This is a genomic window from Streptomyces vulcanius, assembly GCF_042653945.1.
Classification (GTDB): Bacteria; Actinomycetota; Actinomycetes; order Streptomycetales; family Streptomycetaceae; genus Streptomyces; species Streptomyces mangrovi.
In genome coordinates this window covers 169,764-190,897 of record NZ_JBHSFK010000022.1, presented here as the reverse complement: position 1 = coordinate 190,897, position 21,134 = coordinate 169,764, and the positions used below count along the sequence as shown (strand labels likewise).

Genomic DNA, 21,134 nt, shown 5'->3' with positions numbered 1-21,134 from the left:
TTCGGTGGTCATAGCGTGAGGGAAACGCCCGGTTACATTCCGAACCCGGAAGCTAAGCCTTACAGCGCCGATGGTACTGCAGGGGGGACCCTGTGGGAGAGTAGGACACCGCCGAACAATCTTTAGGAAACCCCCGCACCGTTGGTGCGGGGGTTTCCTGCGTTTAGGGTCTTGAGTATGCGCTACGACTTGGTGATCTTCGACAATGACGGTGTCCTGGTGGACAGTGAGCCGATTTCGAACCGGCTGCTCGCCGCCTACCTCACCGAGCTGGGATATCCGACCTCGTACGAGGACTCCATCCGTGACTACATGGGGTCCGCGATGCACCGTGTCCACGACCTGGTCGAGGAACGCACCGGGGAACGGCTGCCGGCGGACTTCGACGATGTCTTCCACGGGCGCGTGTTCGCCGCGTTCGAGCGGGAGTTGAAGCCCGTGGCGGGTGTCGGTGACGTACTCGCGAAGCTGGCCGAGGACGGGGTGCCGTACTGCGTGGCGTCCTCGGGGAGTCATGAGCGGATTCGGGTGGGGCATCGGACGACCGGGCTGGACCGGTGGTTCGAGGAGGCGCGGATCTTCAGCTCGCAGGACGTGGGGAAGGGGAAGCCCGCTCCGGATCTGTTCCTGTACGCCGCCGAGCGGATGGGGGTTGCTCCGGGGCGGTGCGCGGTCGTCGAGGACTCTCCGCTGGGCGTGCAGGCGGCCGTCGCGGCCGGGATGGACGTGTACGGGTTCACCGCGATGACGCCGGCCGCCAAGCTCGCCGGTGCGGGTCGGCTCTTCTCCGACATGGGGGAGTTGCCGGCGCTGCTGGCCTGACAATTGTCATGCGTAGCTCCGGACGATCGTTTCTACTGGCGGACCCCTCCCGGCGGCCAGGCTGAGGGCATGACGACGAACCAGCACCAGACGAAGCAGGCCGGGAAGAACGCCTTCGCTCCGCTCCTCGTGGACGTGGCGGTGCCCCTCGGGTCGTACTACGTGTTCAAGGACGCGTTCGGGATGAGCACCTTCGCTGCGCTGGCCTGGAGCAGTGTGGTGCCGGTCGTGCGGACCGGGTGGAGTCTGGTCAGGGAGCGGCGGGTCAACGGGCTTGCCGGGCTGATCCTGGTGGTGAACGTCGTGGGGCTGGTGCTCAGCTTCGTGTCCGGGGATCCGCGGCTGATGCTGGCCAAGGACAGTGGGGTCAGCAGCACGGTCGGGATCGGGATCCTGGTGTCGGTGGCGCTGGGGCGGCCGATGATGACCGCCGGGATGAAGCCGTTCCTGGTGAAGGGTGACGCGGCCAAGGAGGCGGCCTGGGAGCGGCTCATGGACGGCAGGGCGAAGGGCTCCGCGGCCTTTCTGCGGGGCGAGCGGGTCTTCTCGGTGGTCTGGGGCGTGGTGCTGCTCGCGGAGTGCGTCCTGCGGGTCGTGGGGGCGTACACGGTGCCGGTGGAGACGATGGTGTGGCTCGGGTCCGTGGTGATGGTCGTGGCGATCGGGATCGGTGTGGTGGTGAGTGGGGGGCTTGCCGCCGGGGCCATGCAGGGGATCCTTGCCGACGAGGCCCAGGTGGAGGCCGTGGTTGAGGCTGAGGGCCAGGAGGCGGGAGTGCCGGTCGTCGCTCTCGCCCGGTAAAGCTGAGGGAAATTCATCTTTGGCTGGATCTACCCACGAGTACGCCGGGGCCCTACGCTCGCCGCCATGACAGAAGTGCTGCGGCGCGGTAGGGCCTCGTTGGCGTTCAGCTTTTTCACGCAGGGCGCCGCGTTCGCTCTGCTCGTGACGCGGATCCCGGCCATTCAGGATCGTTACGGCGTCTCGGACGCGTGGCTGCCCGCCTTCCTCGCCGCGGTGCCGGTGCTGGCCGGGGTGGGGAGTGTGACCACCGAGCAGTTGGTGAAGCGGATACCGGCGAGCCGGCTGCTGCGCTGGTCCCAGCCGGTGGTGCTGCTGGCGCTGGTCGGGGTGGGCTCGGGGGACCAGCTGGTGGAGCTGGGGATCGCCCTGGCCGTCTTCGGGTTGTGCGTGGGGGTGCTGGACGCCTCGATGAACATGCTCGGGGTGAGTCTGCAGCGGACGTACGGGCGCAGCATCATGCTGAGTTTCCATGCCGCGTTCAGCCTGGGCGGGATCGTGGGGGCCTCGCTGGCGTGGGCGGGGGCGCACTGGCATCTCGCGCTCTGGGTGTCGTATCTGCCGGTGGTGGCGGTGTTGCTGCCGGCCGTGCTGGTGGGGAGCCGGTGGTATGTGGACGGGGCTGCCGGTGGTGGTGGGGAAGAGGCGCCCGGGAAGCAGGGGGAGAGCGGGCGGGTTGTCTTCCGGATGCTGTTGCCGTTGTGCCTGGTGATGGCCTTCGCCTATATCGGGGACTCCACGGTTTCCAACTGGGGTGCGAAGTATCTGAAGGATGTGCTGGGGAGCAGTGAGCAGCTCTCTACGGTTCCGTACAACGTGTACATGGTGACCACGTTGGTCGGGCGGGCCATCGGGGACTTCGGGGTGCGGCGGTTGGGGGCGGCGGTCGTGGTGCGGGTGGGGGCGGTGGTCGCGGCGGTGGGGTTCGCGGTGGTGGCGGTGGCGCCCGGGCCGTGGGTCGGGATGGGCGGGTTCACGCTGGTGGGGCTGGGGTTGTGTGTGCTGGTGCCGCAGACGTTCGCGGCGGCGGGGAGGCTGTTCCCGGGGGCGTCCGATGCGGCGATCGCGCGGCTCAATGTCTTCAACTACGTGGGGTTTCTCGTGGGGTCGCCGTTGGTGGGGGCGCTGGGGGACACCTGGAGCTATCGGGGCGCGATGCTGGTGCCGATGGTGTTGGTGCTGGTGACGTTGGTGTATGCCAGGTCGTTCGTCGCTCAACCTGACGTATACGGTGGCGGGCATGAGCGGCCGCACACAGCTGATGTGGGACGAGGCAGTAACGGGCTATGACTTCGGTCCGGAGCATCCGATGGATCCGGTACGGCTGGAGCTGACCCGGAAGCTGGTGGGTGCTCTCGGGCTCGACCGGGAGTGCGATGTCGTCCGGGCGAAGCCGGCCGGGGAGTCGACGTTGCGGCTGGTGCACCGGGAGGACTACGTCGAGGCCGTGAAGGCGGCTTCCGTGGATCCGGGGGCGGCGGACGGGGCGTACGGGCTGGGGACGATGGATGATCCGGCCTTTGCCGGGATGCATGACGTGTCGGCTGTCATCGCCGGGTTGTCGGTGGGGGCGGCGGAGGTGGTGTGGCGGGGGGACGCGCTGCACGCGGTGAACTTCTCGGGTGGGCTGCACCATGCGATGCCGGGGGGTGCGGCGGGGTTCTGTATCTACAACGACGCTTCGCTGGCCATCGCGCGGCTGTTGGAGCTGGGGGCCGAGCGGGTGGCCTATGTGGATGTGGACGTGCATCACGGGGACGGTGTGCAGGCCGCGTTCTGGGAGGATCCTCGGGTGCTGACGATCTCGTTGCACGAGCATCCTCGTACGTTGTTTCCGCAGACCGGGTGGCCGGAGGAGACGGGAGCGGGGGCGGGGGCCGGGGCCGCGGTGAATGTGGCGTTGCCGGCGGGGACCGGGGACGCGGGGTGGTTGCGGGCGTTTCACGCGGTGGTGCCGGAGCTGATCGCTGATTTCCGGCCGGATGTGGTCGTGTCGCAGCATGGTGCCGATACGCATTTCGAGGATCCGCTGGCTCATTTGGCTGTGTCGTTGGACGCGCAGCGGGCGGTGCAGGTGGCGTGTCATGAGCTGGCTCATGAGTACGCCGGGGGGAAGTGGGTCGCGTTGGGTGGGGGCGGTTACGCGGTGGTGGATGTGGTGCCGCGGTCGTGGGCGCATCTGGTGGGGGTGGCGGCGGGGAAGCCGGTGGCGCCGGAGACGGTGATTCCGGAGAGCTGGCGGCAGGATGTGTTCGCTCGGACGCGGCAGCTGGCGCCGGTGCGGATGACCGATGGACGGTGGCCGGTGGAGTGGCGGGGGTGGGAGGCGGGGTACGACCCCGCGGACCGGTTGGATCAGGCGGTACTGGCGACTCGGCGGGCGGTGTTTCCGCTGCGGGGGCTGCTGGCCTGAGCCCCCTTCCCGGGGGCTCCGCCCCCGGACCCCGGCCTCTGCCCACCCACCACCCGACTCGGTGGGCTGAGAGGTGGGCGAGGGCTTAGCCCGTGTGGGGAGTTTTTGCGGGGTTGGGGGATGGGCGGGGTGATGGGGCGTCAGGATCGGTGGGGTGTGGAGTGCTGAGGGGCTTCGGGAGTATCTCGTCGCTGTGGGGCTGGCGGGGGTGGCGGGGACTCCTCGGGAGGTGAGTCTGCGGCGGTATCGGTTGTTCGCGGCTCGGGATCCTCGGGTGTTGATCGGGATTGATCCGCAAGGGCGGTGGGGTGAGCGGGATTTGGTTGGGCTGATGGCACAGAGGTGTGGGGTTCCGGCCGATCCTCGATGTGTTTCCGGGCATGATGTGATCGATCCGGAATTGACCGTTGCCGCGCTCGATGTCTTCGCCGAGCGGGTGCGGGTGGTTGCCCAGCGTGGTGGGGCGGTGCTGTTCGGGACCGGGCATCCGGACCGGTTGCTGGGGTTCTACGCCGGGCTTGCAGACGCTTTGTCGGCGCAGGGATGTGAAGTCCTCACCCCGGCGCAGGGTCACTGTGTCGACATAACGACCCGGTTCGGTCTACGTACACACCGTCTCGACTACGTCCGGGGGGTTGGGGTGGTTCGGGAGGCGGAGCGTGAATGCGCCGGTTGTGCGACCCCTGTGCACAGCCACTCACCGCTGCCGGTTCGGGTGGCGCTGGGGGTGGCTGCCGAGCGGGGCGGGCCGCTGCCGGATCTGGTCATCGGGGACCACGGGTGGGTCTGCGGGGCAGGTCAGCTGGGGTTCGAGGCCATCGGGCTGGCGGATACGGATGATCCCGCGCCGTTCGTGGGGGAGGCCGAGGGGGTCGTGTCCGCCGTCGTTCCACTTGATGACGGTGTGCGGTCCGATTACTACCTGCCGCTGACCCGCTACGTACTCAATCGGGCGTGTCTGTCACAGTAGGCCTGCGATGGGTGCACCTCTTCCCCACTCGCATCACCCGCCCCTACATTGGGGAGTGAGCACGCAACGACGAAGAGTCACCGGAAGGGGAAGCCGGTGGCCGTCGAGTCGAGTGCGGAAGGTTCAGGTGTGTCATGGCTGCAGCTGGCGAGAGGCCTCTGAACGAGGTTCAGTTCCTTACCGTGGCGGAAGTCGCCTCGGTGATGCGAGTGTCGAAGATGACCGTGTACCGGCTGGTGCACAGTGGTCATCTGCCCGCGATCCGGGTGGGGCGGTCCTTCCGCGTCCCCGAGCAAGCGGTGCACGAGTACCTCCGCGAGAGTTATGTGGGGGTGGAAACCGCCTGAGTGCCGAGGCTGGAGGGGGCTGTACCAGGGCATGTTCAGGTCCCCTCCGACCCTTGAAGAGCCACCGAAGAGCCCTCGAAGGCCCGTTAAGGGCCGGCGAAAGGGCCTCGATTACGACCTCAGCTCTCGGGCGGGTAGGCTAGGCCCTCGTAGGTCGTATGGGCCCATGGCGCCCAGCACCGAGTGATGAGAAGTGAGCGAGGGTAGTCGTGGGCTCTGTTATCAAGAAGCGGCGCAAGCGGATGGCCAAGAAGAAGCACCGCAAGCTGCTCAAGCGCACGCGCGTCCAGCGTCGTAACAAGAAGTAGGACCTGATTCGAGGTTCTCTTCCGACGCGAGTCGCGGAAGCGTGGTGTGGCCCCCCAGCCGGGAGACCGGCGGGGGGCCACACGTATGTCCGGGTGGTGTGCGGTCGGCTGAACGCCGTGCGTATGCCTGGACTGGCAGCATGGGCCAGGTGGTCTGATCTGGTCGTATGACCGGAGGTTGTCGTGACTTCGTGCATCGGGTGGTCATCGCAGCGCAACATCGACCGGATAGGTTGGCCCGCACACGGGGAACGCGGCAGGGTACGAGCAGTGCATCAGTGCGGACGAGAGGAAGGCGCTGGTCTTGGGGAAGGTCGTGCTCGTGACCGGAGTGGCCCGTCAGCTGGGGGGCCGGTTCGTACGACGGATTCAGCGTGACCCGGACGTCGAACGGGTCATCGGCCTGGACGCGGTGCGGCCCGAGCACCATCTCGGCGGGGCCGAGTTCGTCCAGGCCGACATCCGGCAGCCCACCGTCGCGCGGGTGCTGGCCGAGACCGGCGCCGACACGGTCGTACACCTCGATGTGACGGCGACCGCGCTGGGCAGTGGCAGCCGGACCACGGTCAAGGAGACCAACGTCATCGGGACCATGCAGCTGCTGGGTGCCTGTCAGAAGTCGCCGAGTGTGAAGCGGCTGGTCGTGAAGTCCAGTACGAACGTGTACGGGTCCGCGTCCCGGGATCCTGCCGTGTTCACCGAGACCACCTCCGCCAAGTCGCTGCCCAGTGGCGGGTTCGCCAAGGACACGGTCGAGGTGGAGGGGTATGTGCGCGGGTTCGCGCGGCGGCGGCCCGATGTGGCCGTGTGCGTGCTGCGGTTCGCGAACATTCTCGGGCCGACCGCCGAGACCCCGCTGGCCTCCTACTTCTCGCTGCCGCTGCTGCCCACCGTGTTCGGCTACGACCCGCGGCTGCAGTTCGTGCACGAGGACGACGTGATCGAGGTGCTGCGGATCGCCTCCCACGAGCCCGAGCGGGGCACGCTCAACAGCGGCACGTTCAACATCGCCGGGGACGGGGTGCTGCTGCTGTCGCAGTGCGCGCGGCGGCTCGGCCGGCCCACGCTGCCGCTGCTGCTGCCGGCCGTCACCTGGGCGGGGTCCCTGGGGCGGACGCTGGGCATGTCGGACTTCTCGCCCGAGCAGATCCGGCTGCTGACCCACGGGCGGGTGGTGTCGACCACGCAGATGCGCGAGACGCTGGGGTTCACGCCGAAGTACACGACGGCCGAGACCTTCGCGGACTTCGCGCGCAGCCAGGGCCCCGGACTGCTGCCGCCCGAGGCGGTCGTGGAGGCGGTCGACCGGATCGCCGCGCTGAGCCTGGCCCACCCCCCGACGCCGAGCGCCAACTAGCGCCGACTAGCGCCAACCGAGGAGCGCAGCAACGATGGCGGACGCCAAGGTCATTCCGTTCGACGACGACCGGACCCGTGGGGGCGCCCTGGCGCGGTCGCCGCGGCGGCGCGGCGGCGGGAGCCGGCGCAAGAACGTGAACGGCGAGTCGGTCGCACAGGTCCGTGAGATCGGCGATGCCGGTGAGATCGGTGAGATCCGTGGGGTTCAGACCCTGCCCACCAGCGCGGACGCGCAGGATGATGTTTCCGTGACGGATGTGACGGGCGGGCGGAACGAGGGGAGCCTGGAGCGGCGGATCGCGGGCGGGCTGGCCTTCCTGCGCCGGCGGCTCACGGGCGACTACGAGGTCGACGACTTCGGCTACGACGAGGAGCTCACCGACCAGGTCCTGATGTCCCTGCTGCGGCCGGTGTACGAGAAGTACTTCCGGGTCGACGTGAAGGGCATCGAGAACATCCCGGCCGAGGGCGGGGCGCTGATCGTCGCCAACCACTCGGGCACGCTGCCGCTGGACGGGCTGATGATGCAGGTCGCCGTCCACGACCATCACCCCGCCGACCGGCATCTGCGGCTGCTCGCCGCCGACCTGGTCTTCGTGCTGCCGGTCGTCAACGAACTCGCCCGGAAGCTGGGGCACACCCTCGCCTGCGCGGAGGACGCCGAGCGGCTGCTCGGGGCGGGGGAACTGGTCGGGGTGATGCCGGAGGGCTTCAAGGGCATCGGGAAGCCGTTCAGCGAGCGGTACAAGCTCCAGCGGTTCGGGCGGGGCGGCTTCGTGTCCACGGCGCTGCGGCAGGGGGCGCCGATCGTTCCGTGCTCGATCGTCGGGGCGGAGGAGATCTACCCGATGATCGGCAACGCGAAGACCCTCGCGCGGGTGCTGGGCTTCCCGTACTTCCCGCTGACGCCGACGTTCCCGTGGCTGGGCCCGCTGGGTGGGATCCCGCTGCCCACCAAGTGGACGATCCAGTTCGGCGAGCCGATCCCGACGGACGGCTATCCGCCGGAGGCGGCGGAGGACCCGATGCTGATGTTCAACCTGACCGACCAGGTCCGCGAACAGATCCAGCACACCCTCTACAAGCTGCTGGTGCAGCGGCGGTCGGTGTTCTTCTGACGGGGCCTGTCGGCGGCGCCGGTCTGCGGGGGGCCGGCGGACGGAGTCCGGCGCAGCTGTGCGAAGCCTGCGCAGCAGTGCGAGGGCAGCAGACAGGAGGGGCCAGGCTGCTGGTGCAGCGGCGGTCGGTGTTCTTCCAGGGCAGGCGTACGGCGGTGGGGGCACCCTTTTTGAAGGGTGCCCCCACCGCCGTACGGGTTACTCCGTGTCCTCGCTGTCGATGCCCAGGCCCGGTAGGAGGCCGGGGAGGAGCGGGGGGATGGTGACGTCGGGGGCGGTGGTGGGAAGGGTGGCGGACGGGGGCGTGGTGCCGGTGTCCTTCGGGGGGTCCAGGAGGCCGCCCGTGCTGCCGCCGAGGAGGCCGCCGTCGTCGGCGGTGTCGGAGGTGGACGACGAGGGCTTGCCGGGGCTTCTGCTGCCGGTGTCGCCCGTGCCGGCCTGGTGGGAGGCGTCGTTGGTGGGAGATGTGGCGTGGCCGGTGTCCGTCGGCGAGGAGCCGGTGGACGATGTCGGGTTCGATCCCTGCCTGCTGGTTCCGCCGCCCTGGGCCGGGGGGCGGGGGAGGAGGGACTGGAGCGGGGCGACCTCTTCGTCTATGGCGTCGAAGACCGATGAGACCTGTTGGCTCACGTCGCCCAGCTGGACGGGCAGCTTCTGGCGCAGTGCGCCCCAGGCCTCGCGGTGCGAGCGGGAGAACGCCTCCAGGGCCTGGATGGGGCCGAGGGAGTCGGGATCGCGCTCGTAGGCCTCGTGCAGTAGGCGGTGGCCCTCGGTGGCGTCGTGCTGCATGCCGCTGAGGGCGCGTCGGATCTCGCCGAGGGACTCGTGGTCGAGATCGCCGCCGCGGCCACGCTCCATGAGGCGACGGGCCTCGCTCAGCCGGGTGGAGGCCTGGTCGAGGTAGCCCCGGCCGCGCGCGTCGTCGCCGTCGGACAGGTAGTTGAGCTTGAAGTCCTCGATGCCGCGCTTGAGTCCGTAGAGCCCGTCACCCGGGAGGGCGTCGGAACTCGCGGCGGCGACTCCGCCGAAGGCTCCCGCGGCGACGCCGACGCTCAGGCCGCCCGCGGTGAGGCCCTTGGCGAGCCGGGAACGAGGTCGGAACTTGCCCAGGGGATTCGCCCGGTGGGCGCCCCGGGCGCGGTGCGAACGCTGCTCCGGTACCGAAGGGTCCGCTTCGCCTCCCGCGGTGCCCGCCCGCAGCATGGCCTCCATCGCGGCGACCAACTGGGCCCGCTGGACGACCTTGACCGCGGGATCGAACTCCGGCTTCGGCAGCTCGGCGAGACTCGTCGCGAGGGCCAGGAGGCGGCCCCGCTCGGTCTGGTCCGCAGCGGCCGGTGCCGGTGGCGATCCTTCGGTCTGCTCGGCCGCCGTGTCCTGGGCGGGCGTGTCCGGGTCGGACCGCTCCTCCAGGGCCTGGGCGAAGGCGTTCGCCCGCCGGTGCGCCGATACGTTCGCGATCACTGGCGGCACCTCCTCTCGTCATGACGGTCGACTCCCCGGGGGTCTCGGGGGTTGCACGCCCCGTACTGCTTTCCCCCGATCGAGTGATCGGGGTCGGCCAGGACGTGACCACAGGGAGCCTGTATCCCGCACAACGACTGGCGCGGCACTTGGGTTACGGACGGCGGATGATCGGATCGGGAAGTCAACGGACTTTCACTGAACGTGAGTTGGGGATGGCCGACAGTAGGTGCGGCCAGTCGGGTGGACTCAGCGCGCGTCGTCCGGGAGGAGCCGGGCCAGAGTGCGGACGGCACGGTACTGGAGGGTCTTGATCGCGCCCTCGTTCTTGCCCATCACGCGCGCGGTCTCGGCGACGGACAGACCCTGGAGGAATCGGAGGGTCACGCACTCCTGCTGCTGGGGGTTGAGCCGGCGTACGGCGTCCAGCAGCGCGGCGTTGGAGAGGGACTCCAGGACGGAGTCCTCGGGGGAGCGCGCGACCTCGTTCGCGTCGAGCATCTCGCCGGTCGTCACCTCGAGCCGGAAGCGGCTCGACTTGAAGTGGTCGGCGACGAGGTTGCGGGCGATGGTGACCAGCCAGGCGCCGAAGTCGCGGCCCTGCCAGGTGAAGGTGCCGATGCGGCGCAGCGCGCGCAGGAACGTCTCACTGGTGAGGTCCTCCGCGGTCGCCTTGCCGCCGACGCGGTAGTAGATGTAGCGGTAGACGGTGTCGCTGTACTGGTCGTACAGGCGGCCGAAGGCCTCGGCCTCACCGGCCTGTGCGCGTTCGACGAGGTCCATCATCCGGGCGCTGTCGCTGTCTGCGGCAGGGCGGCGGGTGGTGGTCGCGCCGGTTGTACGTCCTCTTCTGCCGACGGCGGCGCTGCTTTCCGCCAGTGCGTAGCACGGGCCTGTTGGTGTGGCGCCGGCGAAGGCGGGGACGGCGTACGCGGTGGGGACGAAGCCGCGCAACAGGTCCTGGACCGTAGCGACCCTTGCGCGCAGCGTAGCCAGGCCCGAGGTGTCAACCCCGACGTGTGGGTACACGGGACTCCCAGAGGCAGAGCTTCCATCACGTGCAGTGCGGGACCTTTCACCCGTCGTAGCGACAGGGGGGTTCCGGTTTGCGTCTGAGGAGAATAACGCTTCGTGCAGGCGCTGCTACACCGAGTTGCTCAAAACTTCGATTACGTCGTATTTGTGGCCGATTGGCGCTCGATCAAGTCGCGTGGAGTGAGCGGTTGTTGATCGGAAGAGTTCGAGTTTCGAGTCAGTCGGGGGCGTGTTGTGGCTGTGCGCGGACAACGCGAGTAGACGGCCGTCCCTGGGGGTACGACCGTCTCTTCGGTATCGCGTCGAGTTACCGGCGTCGCCTGTGCAGGGCGATGGCCGCTGCCGTGCCGCCTGCCACCGCGCCGACTCCTGCCGCCGCCGGGATGCCGACCTTCGCCGCCTTGCGGCCTGTGCGGTAGTCGCGCAGGCGCCAGTCGAGGTTGTGGGCGTGCTTGCGGAGCTTGGTGTCGGGGTTGATGGCGTAGGGGTGGCCCACCAGCGAGAGCATCGGGATGTCGTTGTGGGAGTCGCTGTACGCGGCGCAGCGGGAGAGGTCCAGGCCCTCCGCGGCGGCCAGGGCGCGGACGGCCTCCGCCTTCGCCGGGCCGTGCAGGGGTTCGCCGACGAGCTTGCCGGTGTAGATGCCGTCGACGGACTCGGCGACCGTGCCGAGGGCGCCGGTCAGGCCGAGGCGGCGGGCGATCACCTGGGCGATCTCCACCGGGGCCGCTGTGACCAGCCACACCTTCTGGCCCGCGTCCAGGTGGGCCTGGGCGAGCGCCCGGGTGCCCGGCCAGATGCGCTCGGCCATGTACTCGTCGTAGATCTCCTCGCCGATCGACATCAGTTCGGCGACGCGGTGGCCCTTGACGATGGACAGGGCCGAGTCGCGGGCGTCCTGCATGTGCTCGGGGTCCTCGACGCCCGCCAGCCGGAACCACGCCTGCTGCCAGGCGAACCGGACCAGGTCGCGCGTCTCGAAGAACTTGCGCTTGTACAGGCCACGGCCGAAGTGGAACAGGGCGGCGCCCTGCATCACGGTGTTGTCCAGGTCGAAGAAAGCGGCGGCGAGGACGTCGCCGTGCACGGGGAACGGCGGTTCGGCCCCTTCCTCCGGGACCTGCTGTTCCTGCTGGGCTTCCTGCGTGGACTTGCGGGCGGCCTCCGCCGAGGCCTCGCCTGCCAACACGCTCCGCGCCGTGGCGGAGCGCCTACGGGGAGTGAGCCATCCGAGAGCGGCCATGGCGTGAGCATAGCCAGTCTGTTCCGTGGTTCCGGAGCCACGAGGTTCGAAGGGTGTGAACTCTCCGCGACTTGACCGTTAAGGGGGCGCCAGGTGGGGGTGAGAATGGCCGACATGAGTCCCCTCTTTCGACGTAACGCCGACCGTGACGCCGACCCGCGTGAGCGGTCGGTCACGCTCATCGGAAAGCCCGACTGTCATCTGTGCGAGGACGCGCAGGCGGTGGTCGAGAAGGTCTGCGGGGAGCTCGGCACCCCATGGGAATGGAAGGACATCACCCAGGACGCCGGACTCCACGAGCGGTACTGGGAGCAGATCCCCGTCGTTCTCGTCGACGGTCGTCAGCACACCTTCTGGCGCGTCGACGAGAAGCGGCTGCGCAAAGAACTGTCCGGACAGAACTGACCGAGTAGTACAAGGCCGTAGCGAACGTCGCTTAGGATCGATGGCAGTCTGGTCTCGGGGGCGGGATTCACTAGGAGCGTGTCGGTTTTGCCCCCACGGACGGGCCCAGGTGTGACGCGCGTGACCCCGGTCACGTTGCCCGGGCAAATCGGACACCATCTTTGTGCACGCGTTCACAAAGACATAGCCTGCTGTCGACGGGGCGGTCTGGGAACGTGTGACCGTCCGCAGCCCCGCTCTACCCGCAGGAGCACCGTGGCAACTGGCCGAACTCACCGACCGGCGACCCGTAGCCGAGGGATTCCCGAGGCCACCGTCGCCAGGCTTCCGCTGTACCTCCGTGCGCTGACCGGACTCTCGGAGCGCTCGGTACCCACGGTCTCCTCCGAGGAACTGGCCGCGGCGGCGGGGGTCAACTCCGCGAAGCTGCGCAAGGACTTCTCCTACCTGGGTTCTTACGGAACGCGCGGTGTCGGCTACGACGTCGAGTATCTCGTCTACCAGATCTCGCGTGAGCTGGGCCTCACCCAGGACTGGCCCGTAGTGATCGTCGGCATCGGAAACCTCGGGGCCGCCCTCGCCAACTACGGCGGGTTCGCCTCGCGCGGGTTCCGGGTCGCGGCGCTCATCGACGCGGATCCGGCGATGGCGGGGAAGCCCGTCGCCGGCATTCCCGTCCAGCACTCCGACGACCTCGAGCGGATCATCAGCGACAACGGTGTGTCGATCGGTGTCATCGCCACCCCGGCCGGTGCCGCCCAGCCGGTCTGCGACCGGCTCGTGGCCGCCGGGGTCACCTCCATCCTGAACTTCGCGCCGACCGTGCTGTCCGTCCCGGACGGTGTCGACGTGCGCAAGGTCGACCTCTCCATCGAGCTGCAGATCCTCGCCTTCCACGAGCAGCGCAAGGCCGGCGAGGAGAGCGCCGCGGCCCACGACGGGGCCGTACCGGAATCCGTCGGCCATGACGTCGTCGCGCACGACACCGACCAGGGACCCGACGGGGACGTACCCGCCGTGATGCCGGCATGAGCCTTCTCGTCGTCGGACTCAGTCACCGCAGCGCTCCCGTGAGCGTCCTGGAGCGGGCCTCCCTCTCCAGCGACGCCCAGTTCAAGCTGCTCCAGGACACGGTCGCCGCCGAACCGGCCGCCGAGGCCGCCGTCCTCGCCACCTGCAACCGCATCGAGCTCTACGCCGATGTGGACAAGTTCCACGCCGGGGTCGCCGAGCTGTCCACGCTGCTCGCCCAGCACAGCGGGGTCGGGCTCGAGGAGCTCACCCCCTACCTCTACGTCCACTACGAGGACCGCGCCGTCCACCACCTGTTCTCGGTGGCCTGCGGCCTCGACTCGATGGTCGTCGGCGAGGGGCAGATCCTCGGGCAGCTCAAGGACTCCCTGGCGGCCGCGCAGGAGCTGCACACCGCGGGCCGGCTGATGAACGACCTGTTCCAGCAGGGGCTCAGGGTCGGCAAACGCGCTCACTCCGAGACCGGCATCGACCGGGCCGGGCAGTCGCTGGTCACCTTCGGGCTCGAGCAGTTCGCCGCGGGCGGTGACGTACGGGACTGGGCCCGCGGCAAGAAGGCGCTGGTCATCGGGGCGGGCTCGATGTCCTCCCTCGCCGCCGCGACCCTCGCGCGCGCCGGGGTCGCCGAGGTCGTCGTCGCCAACCGCACCCTCGACCGCGCCGAACGGCTCGCCCAGATACTGACCGAGGACGAGACCACGGACGTGGCGGCCCGCGCGGTCCCGATGGAATCGGTGCCGGCCGAGCTGACACGTGCCGACGTCGCCGTCTCCTGTACAGGGGCGACGGGCCTCGTCCTCACCGCGGAGGGGATCGCCGAGGCGGTCGAGCGCCGTACCGGCGCGCCGGTCGCCCTCGACGACCAGGAGACCCCTTCGGCACCGGCCCTGCCGGCCACCAGCCTCGGTACCGAGGACGGGTGCCCGCTGGACCTGTCCGCCGTGCAGCAGCAGCCCGGCTTCTCCGTCATGGGCGAGGCCGCCGTGGCCGGGATGGACGCCGCCACCCTCGAGCAGCACGCCGCCTGGGTCGACAACGCCGGCGTGGACCGCCGTACGGCCGCCCGGCGCGGCCCCGAGGCCGACGCCGAGCTGATCAGCGCGCTCGCCGCCACCGCCGCCACCGTCGGCCGCATCCCCGAGCGCCGTGTTCCGGAGCCGGTCGCCACCCTCGTGCGCCCCGAACCGGTGCTGTGCCTGCTCGACCTCGCGATGCCGCGGGACGTCGACGCGGCGGCGCACCGGCTGGCCGGGGTGCGCCTCGTCGACATCGAGTCGCTGTCGGAGGCGTCCGCGGACGCGCCGATGGCGACGGACGTGGACCTGGTGCGGCGGATCGTCGCCGAAGAGGTCGCCGCGTTCGGCGCCGCCCAGCGGGCCGCGCACATCACCCCGACCGTCGTCGCGCTGCGCACGATGGCCGCCGATGTGGTGGCGAACGAGATCGCCCGCCTGGAGGGGCGGCTGCCCGCGCTCGACGACAAGCACCGCGCCGAGATCACCCAGACCGTGAAGCGCGTCGTCGACAAACTGCTGCACGCGCCGACCGTCAGGGTCAAGCAGCTCGCGGCCGAACCCGGCGGCGCCGGGTACGCGGACGCGCTGCGGACCCTGTTCGACCTCGACCCCGAGGCGGTGGCCGCCGTGTCCCGGGCCGAGGACAGCACCGAGAAGAACGCAGAGAACCGAGGGCCGGCATGAGCGGCATGAGTACGAGAGCCTTGAGGCTCGGGACCAGACGGAGCAAACTCGCCCTGGCCCAGTCCGGGCAGGTCGCGGACGCCGTGAGCCGGGTGACCGGACGGCCCGTCGAGCTCGTCGAGATCACCACCTACGGCGATGTCTCCCGCGAGCAGCTCGCGCAGATCGGCGGCACGGGAGTCTTCGTCACCGCGCTGCGGGACGCGCTGGCCAGGGGCGAGGTCGACTTCGCGGTTCACTCGCTGAAGGACCTGCCGACCACGCAGCCCGAGGACCTCGTCCTGGCCGCCGTACCGGTGCGCGAGGACCCGCGCGACGTCATCGTCGCCCGTGACGCGCTGAAGTTCACCGACCTGCCGCGCGGGGCGCGCATCGGCACCGGTTCGCCGCGCCGTATGGCCCAGCTCAACGCGTACGCCCGCGGCCACGGACTGGACATCGAGACGGTCCCGATACGCGGCAACGTCGACACGAGGATCGGGTACGTACGGGACGGCGAGCTGGACGCCGTGGTGCTGGCCGCGGCCGGCCTGAGCCGCATGGGCCGCCTCGACGACGTCACCGACTTCCTGTCGATAGACACGGTTCTGCCCGCTCCCGGCCAGGGAGCACTGGCGATCGAGTGCACCGCCGCGAATGCGGACCTCGTCGCCGCGCTCGGCGAACTCGACGACCCCTTCACCCGGGTCGCCGTCACCGCCGAACGGTCACTGCTCGCCGCCCTGGAGGCCGGCTGCTCCGCCCCTGTGGGCGCGCTGGCCGACCTTCTGGCCGACGGGCAGATTGTCAAGGAAATGCGCCTGCGGGGAGTCGTCGGCACGACCGACGGCACCCGCATGGTGCAGCTGTCCACCACCGGTCCCGTGCCCGAGACACACGACGGGGCAATGGCGCTCGGTCGCGAACTCGCGGCCGAGATGCTCGCCCAGGGCGCGGCCGGTCTGATGGGGGAGCGAGCACAGTGAGCCCCACCGCCTTTCCTGCCGCTGGTCCTGAACACGGGCACGTCACCTTCCTGGGTGCCGGACCCGGGGATCCGGGACTACTGACTCTGCGCGCCGTGGAGGCGCTGGCGAACGCGGACGTCCTCGTCGTCGAGCGCGAGGTGCTCGACGTCGTACGGACGCACGCGCGACCCGGCGTCGCCGTCGTGCACGCGGAAACCGGTCCTTCTTCGGACCCTCTTCCGGGCACTGGCAAGCCTGGCCCCACGCTTGTTGACAGCACGTCAAAAAGCGTTGAGGTACCCGTTGTGCGGGATGCCTCACATCTTGTCATGGAGGCCGCGCGGGGCGGCAGGCGGGTCGTCCGTGCGGTGTCCGGGGACCCCGGACTCGATACGTACGCGGCGGAGGAAATGCTCGCGTGCGCTGCCGCCGGTGTGCCCTTCGAGGTCGTCCCCGGTGTCGCGGCGGCCGTCGGCGTGCCCGCGTACGCCGGTGTGCCGCTGCGCGACGCGCAGGGCGCGGACGTCCGTTTCGTGGACGCGCGCACGGCCTCGGACCGCTGCTGGACGGAGGTGGGAGCCTCCGACGGCACGGTCGTCGTGTCGACGACCCTCGACTCGATCGGCGCCGCCGCGGGCGAGCTGGTCTCCGCCGGCCGCAAGCCCGACACCCCGATGACCGTCACGGTCGCCGGTACGACGACCCGTCAGCGCACCTGGTCCGCGACCCTCGGCACGATCGCCCAGACGCTGAAGCAGGCCAAGGTGCTGCCCTCGGCGGAGGGTGGCCGGCCGGTGATAGCCGTGGTCGGCGAGCGTTCCGCCCCCGCCCTGCGCGACCAGCTGGCGTGGTTCGAGTCCAAGCCGCTGTTCGGCTGGAAGGTCCTCGTCCCGCGGACCAAGGAACAGGCGGCGTCGCTCTCCGACCAACTGCGCTCGTACGGGGCCGTACCGCACGAGGTGCCGACGATCGCCGTGGAACCGCCGCGCACGCCCCAGCAGATGGAGCGGGCCGTGAAGGGGCTCGTCACCGGGCGGTACGAGTGGATCGCCTTCACGTCGGTCAACGCGGTGAAGGCGGTGCGGGAGAAGTTCGAGGAGTACGGGCTCGACGCACGCGCGTTCGCCGGTATCAAGGTCGCGGCCGTGGGGGAGCAGACGGCGAAGGCGCTGGTCGCCTTCGGCGTGAAGCCGGACCTGGTGCCGAGCGGGGAGCAAAGCGCGGCGGGGCTGCTGGAGGACTGGCCGCCCTACGACCCGGTGTTCGACCCCATCGACCGGGTGTTCCTGCCCCGGGCGGACATCGCCACGGAGACGCTGGTCGCCGGTCTCATCGAGCTGGGCTGGGAGGTGGACGACGTCACGGCCTACCGGACCGTGCGCGCGTCGCCGCCGCCTGCCGAGACCCGGGAGGCGATCAAGGGCGGTGGCTTCGACGCGGTGCTGTTCACGTCGTCGTCCACCGTGCGGAACCTGGTGGGTATCGCGGGCAAGCCGCACAGCGTGACCGTGATCGCGTGTATCGGCCCGGCGACCGCCAAGACGGCGGAGGAGCACGGGCTGCGGGTCGACGTCATGGCTCCGGAGCCGTCCGTGCACAAGCTGGCGGAGGCGCTGGCGGACCACGGGCTGCGGCGGCGGGCGGCGGCGCTGGAGGCCGGGGATCCGGTGACGCGGCCGAGTGAGCGGCGGCCGGGGTCGCGCAGGCGGCGGGCTACCTGAGGCTGGGCGGAGCGCTCCCGTGCGGGTGGGGGGCGCTCCGCGTTGCTCGGCTCAGCGCTGAGTGCTCAGCGGTCAGCGCTCAGCGCTCAGGCGAAGTACGCCTGCTCGTTCACGTGGAACATGTAGTTGCGCCAGTTCGCCTTGATGTACGTGTACCGCGTCGGGTCGTAGGCCCACAGCGCGTCCAGCGCGCCCTCGATCACGTCCTCGTGTGCGCGGACGAAGCCCAGGACCGCCTCGGCGACCGGCGCGTAGGACCAGTGCCAGCGCTCCTCGCTGATCGCGGGCGTGGCCGCGGCCGAGGCGGCCGTGTACGTCTGGAGGAAGCCGTAGGGGGCCGCGTTCGCGCGCAGCCACCGGTAGTTGGCGGCCTGGGGGCCGTCGTCCGTCCAGTTCTGGGGCGTGGTGTCGAAGAAGTCGGCGTCGGAGCCCAGGTGGTGCCGTGAGACGCCGGGCGCCGTCGAGGTGCGGAGTATCTCGATCTGGCGTTCCTCGGAGGTCAGGGCCGCCCACACCTCGCGGTGGGATTCCTTGTCCGGGTCCCACTGCGGGTCCGTGCCCAGCTGGTCGGGGTACCGGGCGCGGATCTCGTCGGTGACGATGCCGAAGGTGCCGGCGCCGCCCGAGCCGGTGCGCAGGAAGTCGTACTTGCGGTCCCATATCGAGCGCTGGGTCGGGGCGGTGCGCACCCAGGAGACGACGACCGCGCCCCGGTCGGTGCCCGTGGCTGCCGCCGCGGCGTCGGCGAGGGCGTTGACCTGGGTTTCCGTCTCCGTCCTGAGCTCGTCGGGAGCGGTTCCCGTGCCGGTGATCCAGGCCGCGACGGCCGTGGGGTCGGCGGCGTTCAGGATCCTCGCGACGGCCCGCTCACGGCGGTCGACGCCCCGCTGCGAGCGGAACGTCCGCGGCGGCGCGGCCGGGTCCGAGGCGAAGGCCGCCCCACCGGTCACGGCAGCCCCGACGGCGGCGGTCGCGGCCGTGACGAGACCGAGGAACCGGCGTCGGCTCGATATCCCCTCGCGGCGGTCGGGAACAGTCGTGTCGTCTGAGTCGCTGTGCATGGCCATCCGTTCTCGCTGCTCTCGCCGAACTCGCCGAACTCGCCGAACTCGCCGAACTCGCCGTTCTCGGCGCCGGCTTCGGGTGCCGGTGGGACAGGAGAATCGCACAGGTGCGCCCCACGGCCGACTGGTCGTCGGCAAAGGGGCGGGCCGGTCGGGCGTAGCGTAGGTGGTATGACGACGTACGGTTCCTTCCCCGGTTCGCGTCCCCGGCGGCTGCGCACCACCCCTGTCATGCGACGGATGGTCGCCGAGACGCGGCTGCACCCGGCCGACTTCATCCTGCCCGCGTTCGTGCGCGAGGGTGTGAGTGAGCCGGTGCCGATCCAGGCGATGCCCGGCGTGGTGCAGCACACCCGGGACAGCCTGAAGAAGGCGGCGCTGGAGGCCGTGGAGGCCGGGGTCTCCGGGATCATGCTGTTCGGTGTGCCGGAGGAGTCGAAGAAGGACGCGCTCGGGACGCCGGGGACCGACCCGGAGGGGATTCTGCAGGTCGCCATCCGGGATGTGCGGGCCGAGGTCGGGGACGAGCTGCTCGTCATGTCCGATCTGTGCCTCGACGAGACGACCGATCACGGGCACTGCGGGGTGCTGGACGCAGAGGGGCGGGTCGACAACGACGCCACCCTGGAGCGGTACGCCGAGATGGCGCAGGTGCAGGCCGACGCGGGGGCCCATGTGGTGGGGCCCAGCGGGATGATGGACGGCCAGATCGGGGTCGTCCGCGACGCGCTCGACCAGATCGGGCGGCAGGACGTGGCGGTCCTCGCCTACACCGCCAAGTATGCGTCCGTGTTCTTCGGGCCCTTCCGGGAGGCCGTCGGGTCGTCGCTGAAGGGCGACCGGAAGACGTATCAGCAGGACCCGGCGAATCTGCGGGAGTCGATGCGTGAGCTGGCGCTGGACCTGGAGGAGGGGGCCGACATGGTGATGGTCAAGCCGGCCGGGCCCTACCTCGACGTCCTCGCGCGGGTCGCGGACGCGGTGGACGTGCCGGTGGCCGCGTACCAGATCTCCGGCGAGTACTCGATGGTCGAGGCCGCCGCCGAGAAGGGCTGGATCGACCGGGACCGGGCGATCTTCGAGACGCTGACCGGGATCAAGCGGGCCGGGGCGCGGAACATCCTCACCTACTGGGCGACCGAGGCTGCTCGGAAGCTCCGGTAGCGGCTCCGGTTCCGGACGGGCCCTCGTCGCGCAGGCCCTCGCCGTCGCGGCAGGCGGTGAGGGTGAGGGCGGCGACCGCGATCAGGGTGGTGGCCAGGAGGCGGACGCGGGCGGGGCGCGTGGGGCGTGTCGGCATGGGGCAAGCCTGTGTCGTAGCGCCTCCGAGCTTCCACACCCGTCGCCCAAGTCGGGACGCCGGATCGGTCCCGTCCGTGCTGACCTGCGGAAACGGCATCCCGCTGGGACACGATGTGGGACGCCGTCGGAGGCTTTCCACCCTCGGAGGGAGCCTTGTGTCCCAGGCGATCGACACCAGCAGAGCCCACCCGGCGCGTGTCTACGACGTCTTCCTCGGCGGACGTGACAACTACCCCGTGGACCGCGAGGCGGCTGCCGCGGCCCTCGCCGCCAACCCGCGCGGCTACCTCGACGTACGGCACAACCGCGACTTCCTGCGGCGGGCGGTGACGCGGCTGGTCGCGGAGGACGGCATACGGCAGTTCCTCGATGTGGGCACCGGACTGCCCACCGCCGAGAACGTCCACCAGATCGCGCAGGGGGTCGTGCCGGAGGCGCGGGTCGTGTACGTCGACCACGATCCGGTGGTGCTCGCGCATGCCCGCCACCTGCTGGCCGGCAGCCCCGAGGGGCGTACGGACTTCGTCGACGCCGATCTCCTCGAACCGGCCCGCATCCTCGAACGGGCCGCGAAGACACTCGACTTCGCCCAACCGATCGCCCTGTGCCTGGTGGCGGTTCTGCACTTCGTCGAGGACGAGCAGGCGTATCCGGTGGTGCGGGAGCTGGTCGAGGCGCTGCCCTCCGGCAGCCGGCTGGTGCTCACACATCTCACGGACGAGCTGCATCCGGAGCCGACCCGGGCGGTCCAACGGACGTACACCGAGCGGGGGTTCACCTTTGTGTTCCGGTCGCGGGAGGAGGTGGAGCGGCTGGTCGGCGAGGCGGCGGGCGTGGTGCTCGATCCGCCGGGGGTGGTGCCCGTGCACCGCTGGCATCCGGGGCCGGCGCCTGCCCCGCCCGCCGTCGACCCGGCCGACTTCGCGGCCCTCGACGACATCGAGAAGATCCGCTACCGGGACATCAACGACGTCACGGACGACGACATCAACGTGTACGGGGCGACGGGGACGAAGGGGTGAGGGACGTGCGGGGCGTCCGGATGCCGGAAACGTATATGTAGTCGCCATTTATGTCCCTAGG

Annotated in this window: 21 protein-coding genes and 1 rRNA gene; 17 read left to right on the top strand and 5 right to left on the bottom strand. The window is 70.2% G+C overall.

Going from position 1 to position 21,134, the window contains the following annotated elements; genetic code table 11:
- The 10 genes from rrf (at position 1) to ACFPIH_RS30915 (ending at position 8,138) form a co-directional block, all read left to right on the top strand.
- Positions 1–117 (top strand): 5S ribosomal RNA (gene rrf / locus ACFPIH_RS30960).
- Between the two features lie 60 nt (positions 118–177).
- Positions 178–822, top strand: coding sequence for an HAD family hydrolase (locus ACFPIH_RS30955; RefSeq protein ID WP_381179418.1), 645 nt, complete (start codon positions 178–180; stop codon positions 820–822).
- Positions 823–891: 69 nt separating this feature from the next.
- Entirely contained in the window at positions 892–1,623 is a 732-nt protein-coding gene (locus tag ACFPIH_RS30950) for a VC0807 family protein (protein WP_381179415.1), read from the top strand.
- Positions 1,624–1,689: 66 nt separating this feature from the next.
- Positions 1,690–2,913, top strand: coding sequence for an MFS transporter (locus ACFPIH_RS30945; protein WP_381179412.1), 1,224 nt, complete (start codon positions 1,690–1,692; stop codon positions 2,911–2,913).
- The gene (locus ACFPIH_RS30940; RefSeq protein WP_381179410.1) at positions 2,864–4,036 is read left to right on the top strand and encodes an acetoin utilization protein AcuC; all 1,173 of its coding nucleotides are present in this window, start codon (positions 2,864–2,866) and stop codon (positions 4,034–4,036) included. The genes ACFPIH_RS30945 and ACFPIH_RS30940 overlap by 50 nt, the downstream gene beginning before the upstream one ends.
- Before the next feature lie 154 nt (positions 4,037–4,190).
- Positions 4,191–5,006 (top strand): phosphatase, encoded by an 816-nt coding sequence (locus ACFPIH_RS30935; RefSeq protein WP_381179407.1) that lies wholly within the window; start codon positions 4,191–4,193, stop codon positions 5,004–5,006.
- 134 nt (positions 5,007–5,140) lie between these two features.
- Positions 5,141–5,353 (top strand): helix-turn-helix domain-containing protein, encoded by a 213-nt coding sequence (locus ACFPIH_RS30930; protein WP_004984898.1) that lies wholly within the window; start codon positions 5,141–5,143, stop codon positions 5,351–5,353.
- Positions 5,354–5,562: 209 nt separating this feature from the next.
- On the top strand, positions 5,563–5,661 hold the full coding sequence (locus ACFPIH_RS30925) for a 30S ribosomal protein bS22 (protein WP_003948845.1): 99 nt from the start codon (positions 5,563–5,565) through the stop codon (positions 5,659–5,661).
- A gap of 304 nt (positions 5,662–5,965) precedes the next feature.
- Positions 5,966–7,018 (top strand): NAD-dependent epimerase/dehydratase family protein, encoded by a 1,053-nt coding sequence (locus ACFPIH_RS30920; protein WP_381179405.1) that lies wholly within the window; start codon positions 5,966–5,968, stop codon positions 7,016–7,018.
- 34 nt (positions 7,019–7,052) lie between these two features.
- Entirely contained in the window at positions 7,053–8,138 is a 1,086-nt protein-coding gene (locus tag ACFPIH_RS30915) for a lysophospholipid acyltransferase family protein (RefSeq protein ID WP_381179402.1), read from the top strand.
- A gap of 198 nt (positions 8,139–8,336) precedes the next feature.
- Here ACFPIH_RS30915 and ACFPIH_RS30910 read toward each other — a convergent pair whose 3' ends face one another.
- The 3 genes from ACFPIH_RS30910 to ACFPIH_RS30900 all read right to left on the bottom strand — a co-directional run bounded on the left by ACFPIH_RS30910 (position 8,337) and on the right by ACFPIH_RS30900 (position 11,880).
- Positions 8,337–9,602: a DUF5667 domain-containing protein gene (locus tag ACFPIH_RS30910; protein WP_381179399.1), complete on the bottom strand. Its 1,266-nt coding sequence runs from the start codon at positions 9,600–9,602 to the stop codon at positions 8,337–8,339.
- 249 nt (positions 9,603–9,851) lie between these two features.
- Complete coding sequence (locus tag ACFPIH_RS30905; RefSeq protein ID WP_381179397.1) at positions 9,852–10,631, bottom strand: ECF subfamily RNA polymerase sigma factor, BldN family; 780 nt, start codon at positions 10,629–10,631, stop codon at positions 9,852–9,854.
- 313 nt (positions 10,632–10,944) lie between these two features.
- Positions 10,945–11,880 carry an HAD family hydrolase gene (locus tag ACFPIH_RS30900; protein WP_381179394.1) on the bottom strand — a complete coding sequence of 312 codons (936 nt, stop codon included), beginning with the start codon at positions 11,878–11,880 and terminating at the stop codon, positions 10,945–10,947.
- 105 nt (positions 11,881–11,985) lie between these two features.
- Here ACFPIH_RS30900 and ACFPIH_RS30895 point away from each other — a divergent pair, with 105 nt between their 5' ends.
- From ACFPIH_RS30895 to ACFPIH_RS30875, 5 genes are all read left to right on the top strand, one after another.
- Positions 11,986–12,285 (top strand): glutaredoxin family protein, encoded by a 300-nt coding sequence (locus ACFPIH_RS30895; RefSeq protein ID WP_381179391.1) that lies wholly within the window; start codon positions 11,986–11,988, stop codon positions 12,283–12,285.
- A gap of 255 nt (positions 12,286–12,540) precedes the next feature.
- Positions 12,541–13,317, top strand: a complete 777-nt coding sequence (locus ACFPIH_RS30890; protein WP_381179388.1) for a redox-sensing transcriptional repressor Rex — start codon at positions 12,541–12,543, stop codon at positions 13,315–13,317.
- Positions 13,314–15,017, top strand: a complete 1,704-nt coding sequence (locus ACFPIH_RS30885) for a glutamyl-tRNA reductase (protein ID WP_381179385.1) — start codon at positions 13,314–13,316, stop codon at positions 15,015–15,017. Before ACFPIH_RS30890 ends, ACFPIH_RS30885 begins: the two co-directional genes overlap by 4 nt.
- Positions 15,018–15,022: 5 nt before the next feature.
- Entirely contained in the window at positions 15,023–15,982 is a 960-nt protein-coding gene (gene hemC / locus ACFPIH_RS30880; protein ID WP_381179382.1) for a hydroxymethylbilane synthase, read from the top strand.
- Positions 15,979–17,685, top strand: a complete 1,707-nt coding sequence (locus ACFPIH_RS30875) for a bifunctional uroporphyrinogen-III C-methyltransferase/uroporphyrinogen-III synthase (protein WP_381179379.1) — start codon at positions 15,979–15,981, stop codon at positions 17,683–17,685. The genes hemC and ACFPIH_RS30875 overlap by 4 nt, the downstream gene beginning before the upstream one ends.
- A gap of 86 nt (positions 17,686–17,771) precedes the next feature.
- Here the strand turns inward: ACFPIH_RS30875 and ACFPIH_RS30870 are convergent, their stop codons facing one another.
- On the bottom strand, positions 17,772–18,746 hold the full coding sequence (locus ACFPIH_RS30870; protein WP_381179374.1) for a D-alanyl-D-alanine carboxypeptidase family protein: 975 nt from the start codon (positions 18,744–18,746) through the stop codon (positions 17,772–17,774).
- Between the two features lie 174 nt (positions 18,747–18,920).
- Between ACFPIH_RS30870 and hemB the strand changes: the two genes are divergently transcribed.
- Positions 18,921–19,913, top strand: a complete 993-nt coding sequence (gene hemB / locus ACFPIH_RS30865) for a porphobilinogen synthase (protein ID WP_381179371.1) — start codon at positions 18,921–18,923, stop codon at positions 19,911–19,913.
- Here the strand turns inward: hemB and ACFPIH_RS30860 are convergent.
- Positions 19,873–20,049 carry a hypothetical protein gene (locus ACFPIH_RS30860; protein WP_381179368.1) on the bottom strand — a complete coding sequence of 59 codons (177 nt, stop codon included), beginning with the start codon at positions 20,047–20,049 and terminating at the stop codon, positions 19,873–19,875. The genes hemB and ACFPIH_RS30860 overlap by 41 nt on opposite strands.
- A gap of 157 nt (positions 20,050–20,206) precedes the next feature.
- On the opposite strand from ACFPIH_RS30860, the gene ACFPIH_RS30855 reads away from it, so the two are divergent.
- Positions 20,207–21,073 (top strand): SAM-dependent methyltransferase, encoded by an 867-nt coding sequence (locus tag ACFPIH_RS30855; RefSeq protein ID WP_381179365.1) that lies wholly within the window; start codon positions 20,207–20,209, stop codon positions 21,071–21,073.
- Positions 21,074–21,134 lie beyond the last annotated feature (61 nt).

Excerpts from the sequence above, each read along its gene's own strand:
- ACFPIH_RS30955 (WP_381179418.1), top strand. The coding sequence starts at position 178 with ATGCGCTACGACTTGGTGATCTTCGACAATGACGGTGTCCTGGTGGAC.
- ACFPIH_RS30950 (WP_381179415.1), top strand. The coding sequence starts at position 892 with ATGACGACGAACCAGCACCAGACGAAGCAGGCCGGGAAGAACGCCTTC.
- ACFPIH_RS30945 (WP_381179412.1), top strand. The coding sequence starts at position 1,690 with ATGACAGAAGTGCTGCGGCGCGGTAGGGCCTCGTTGGCGTTCAGCTTT.
- ACFPIH_RS30940 (WP_381179410.1), top strand. The coding sequence starts at position 2,864 with ATGAGCGGCCGCACACAGCTGATGTGGGACGAGGCAGTAACGGGCTAT.
- ACFPIH_RS30930 (WP_004984898.1), top strand. The coding sequence starts at position 5,141 with ATGGCTGCAGCTGGCGAGAGGCCTCTGAACGAGGTTCAGTTCCTTACC.
- ACFPIH_RS30915 (WP_381179402.1), top strand. The coding sequence starts at position 7,053 with ATGGCGGACGCCAAGGTCATTCCGTTCGACGACGACCGGACCCGTGGG.
- ACFPIH_RS30900 (WP_381179394.1), bottom strand. The coding sequence starts at position 11,880 with ATGGCCGCTCTCGGATGGCTCACTCCCCGTAGGCGCTCCGCCACGGCG.
- ACFPIH_RS30895 (WP_381179391.1), top strand. The coding sequence starts at position 11,986 with ATGGCCGACATGAGTCCCCTCTTTCGACGTAACGCCGACCGTGACGCC.
- ACFPIH_RS30885 (WP_381179385.1), top strand. The coding sequence starts at position 13,314 with ATGAGCCTTCTCGTCGTCGGACTCAGTCACCGCAGCGCTCCCGTGAGC.
- hemC (WP_381179382.1), top strand. The coding sequence starts at position 15,023 with ATGAGTACGAGAGCCTTGAGGCTCGGGACCAGACGGAGCAAACTCGCC.
- ACFPIH_RS30870 (WP_381179374.1), bottom strand. The coding sequence starts at position 18,746 with ATGCACAGCGACTCAGACGACACGACTGTTCCCGACCGCCGCGAGGGG.
- hemB (WP_381179371.1), top strand. The coding sequence starts at position 18,921 with ATGACGACGTACGGTTCCTTCCCCGGTTCGCGTCCCCGGCGGCTGCGC.
- ACFPIH_RS30860 (WP_381179368.1), bottom strand. The coding sequence starts at position 20,049 with ATGCCGACACGCCCCACGCGCCCCGCCCGCGTCCGCCTCCTGGCCACC.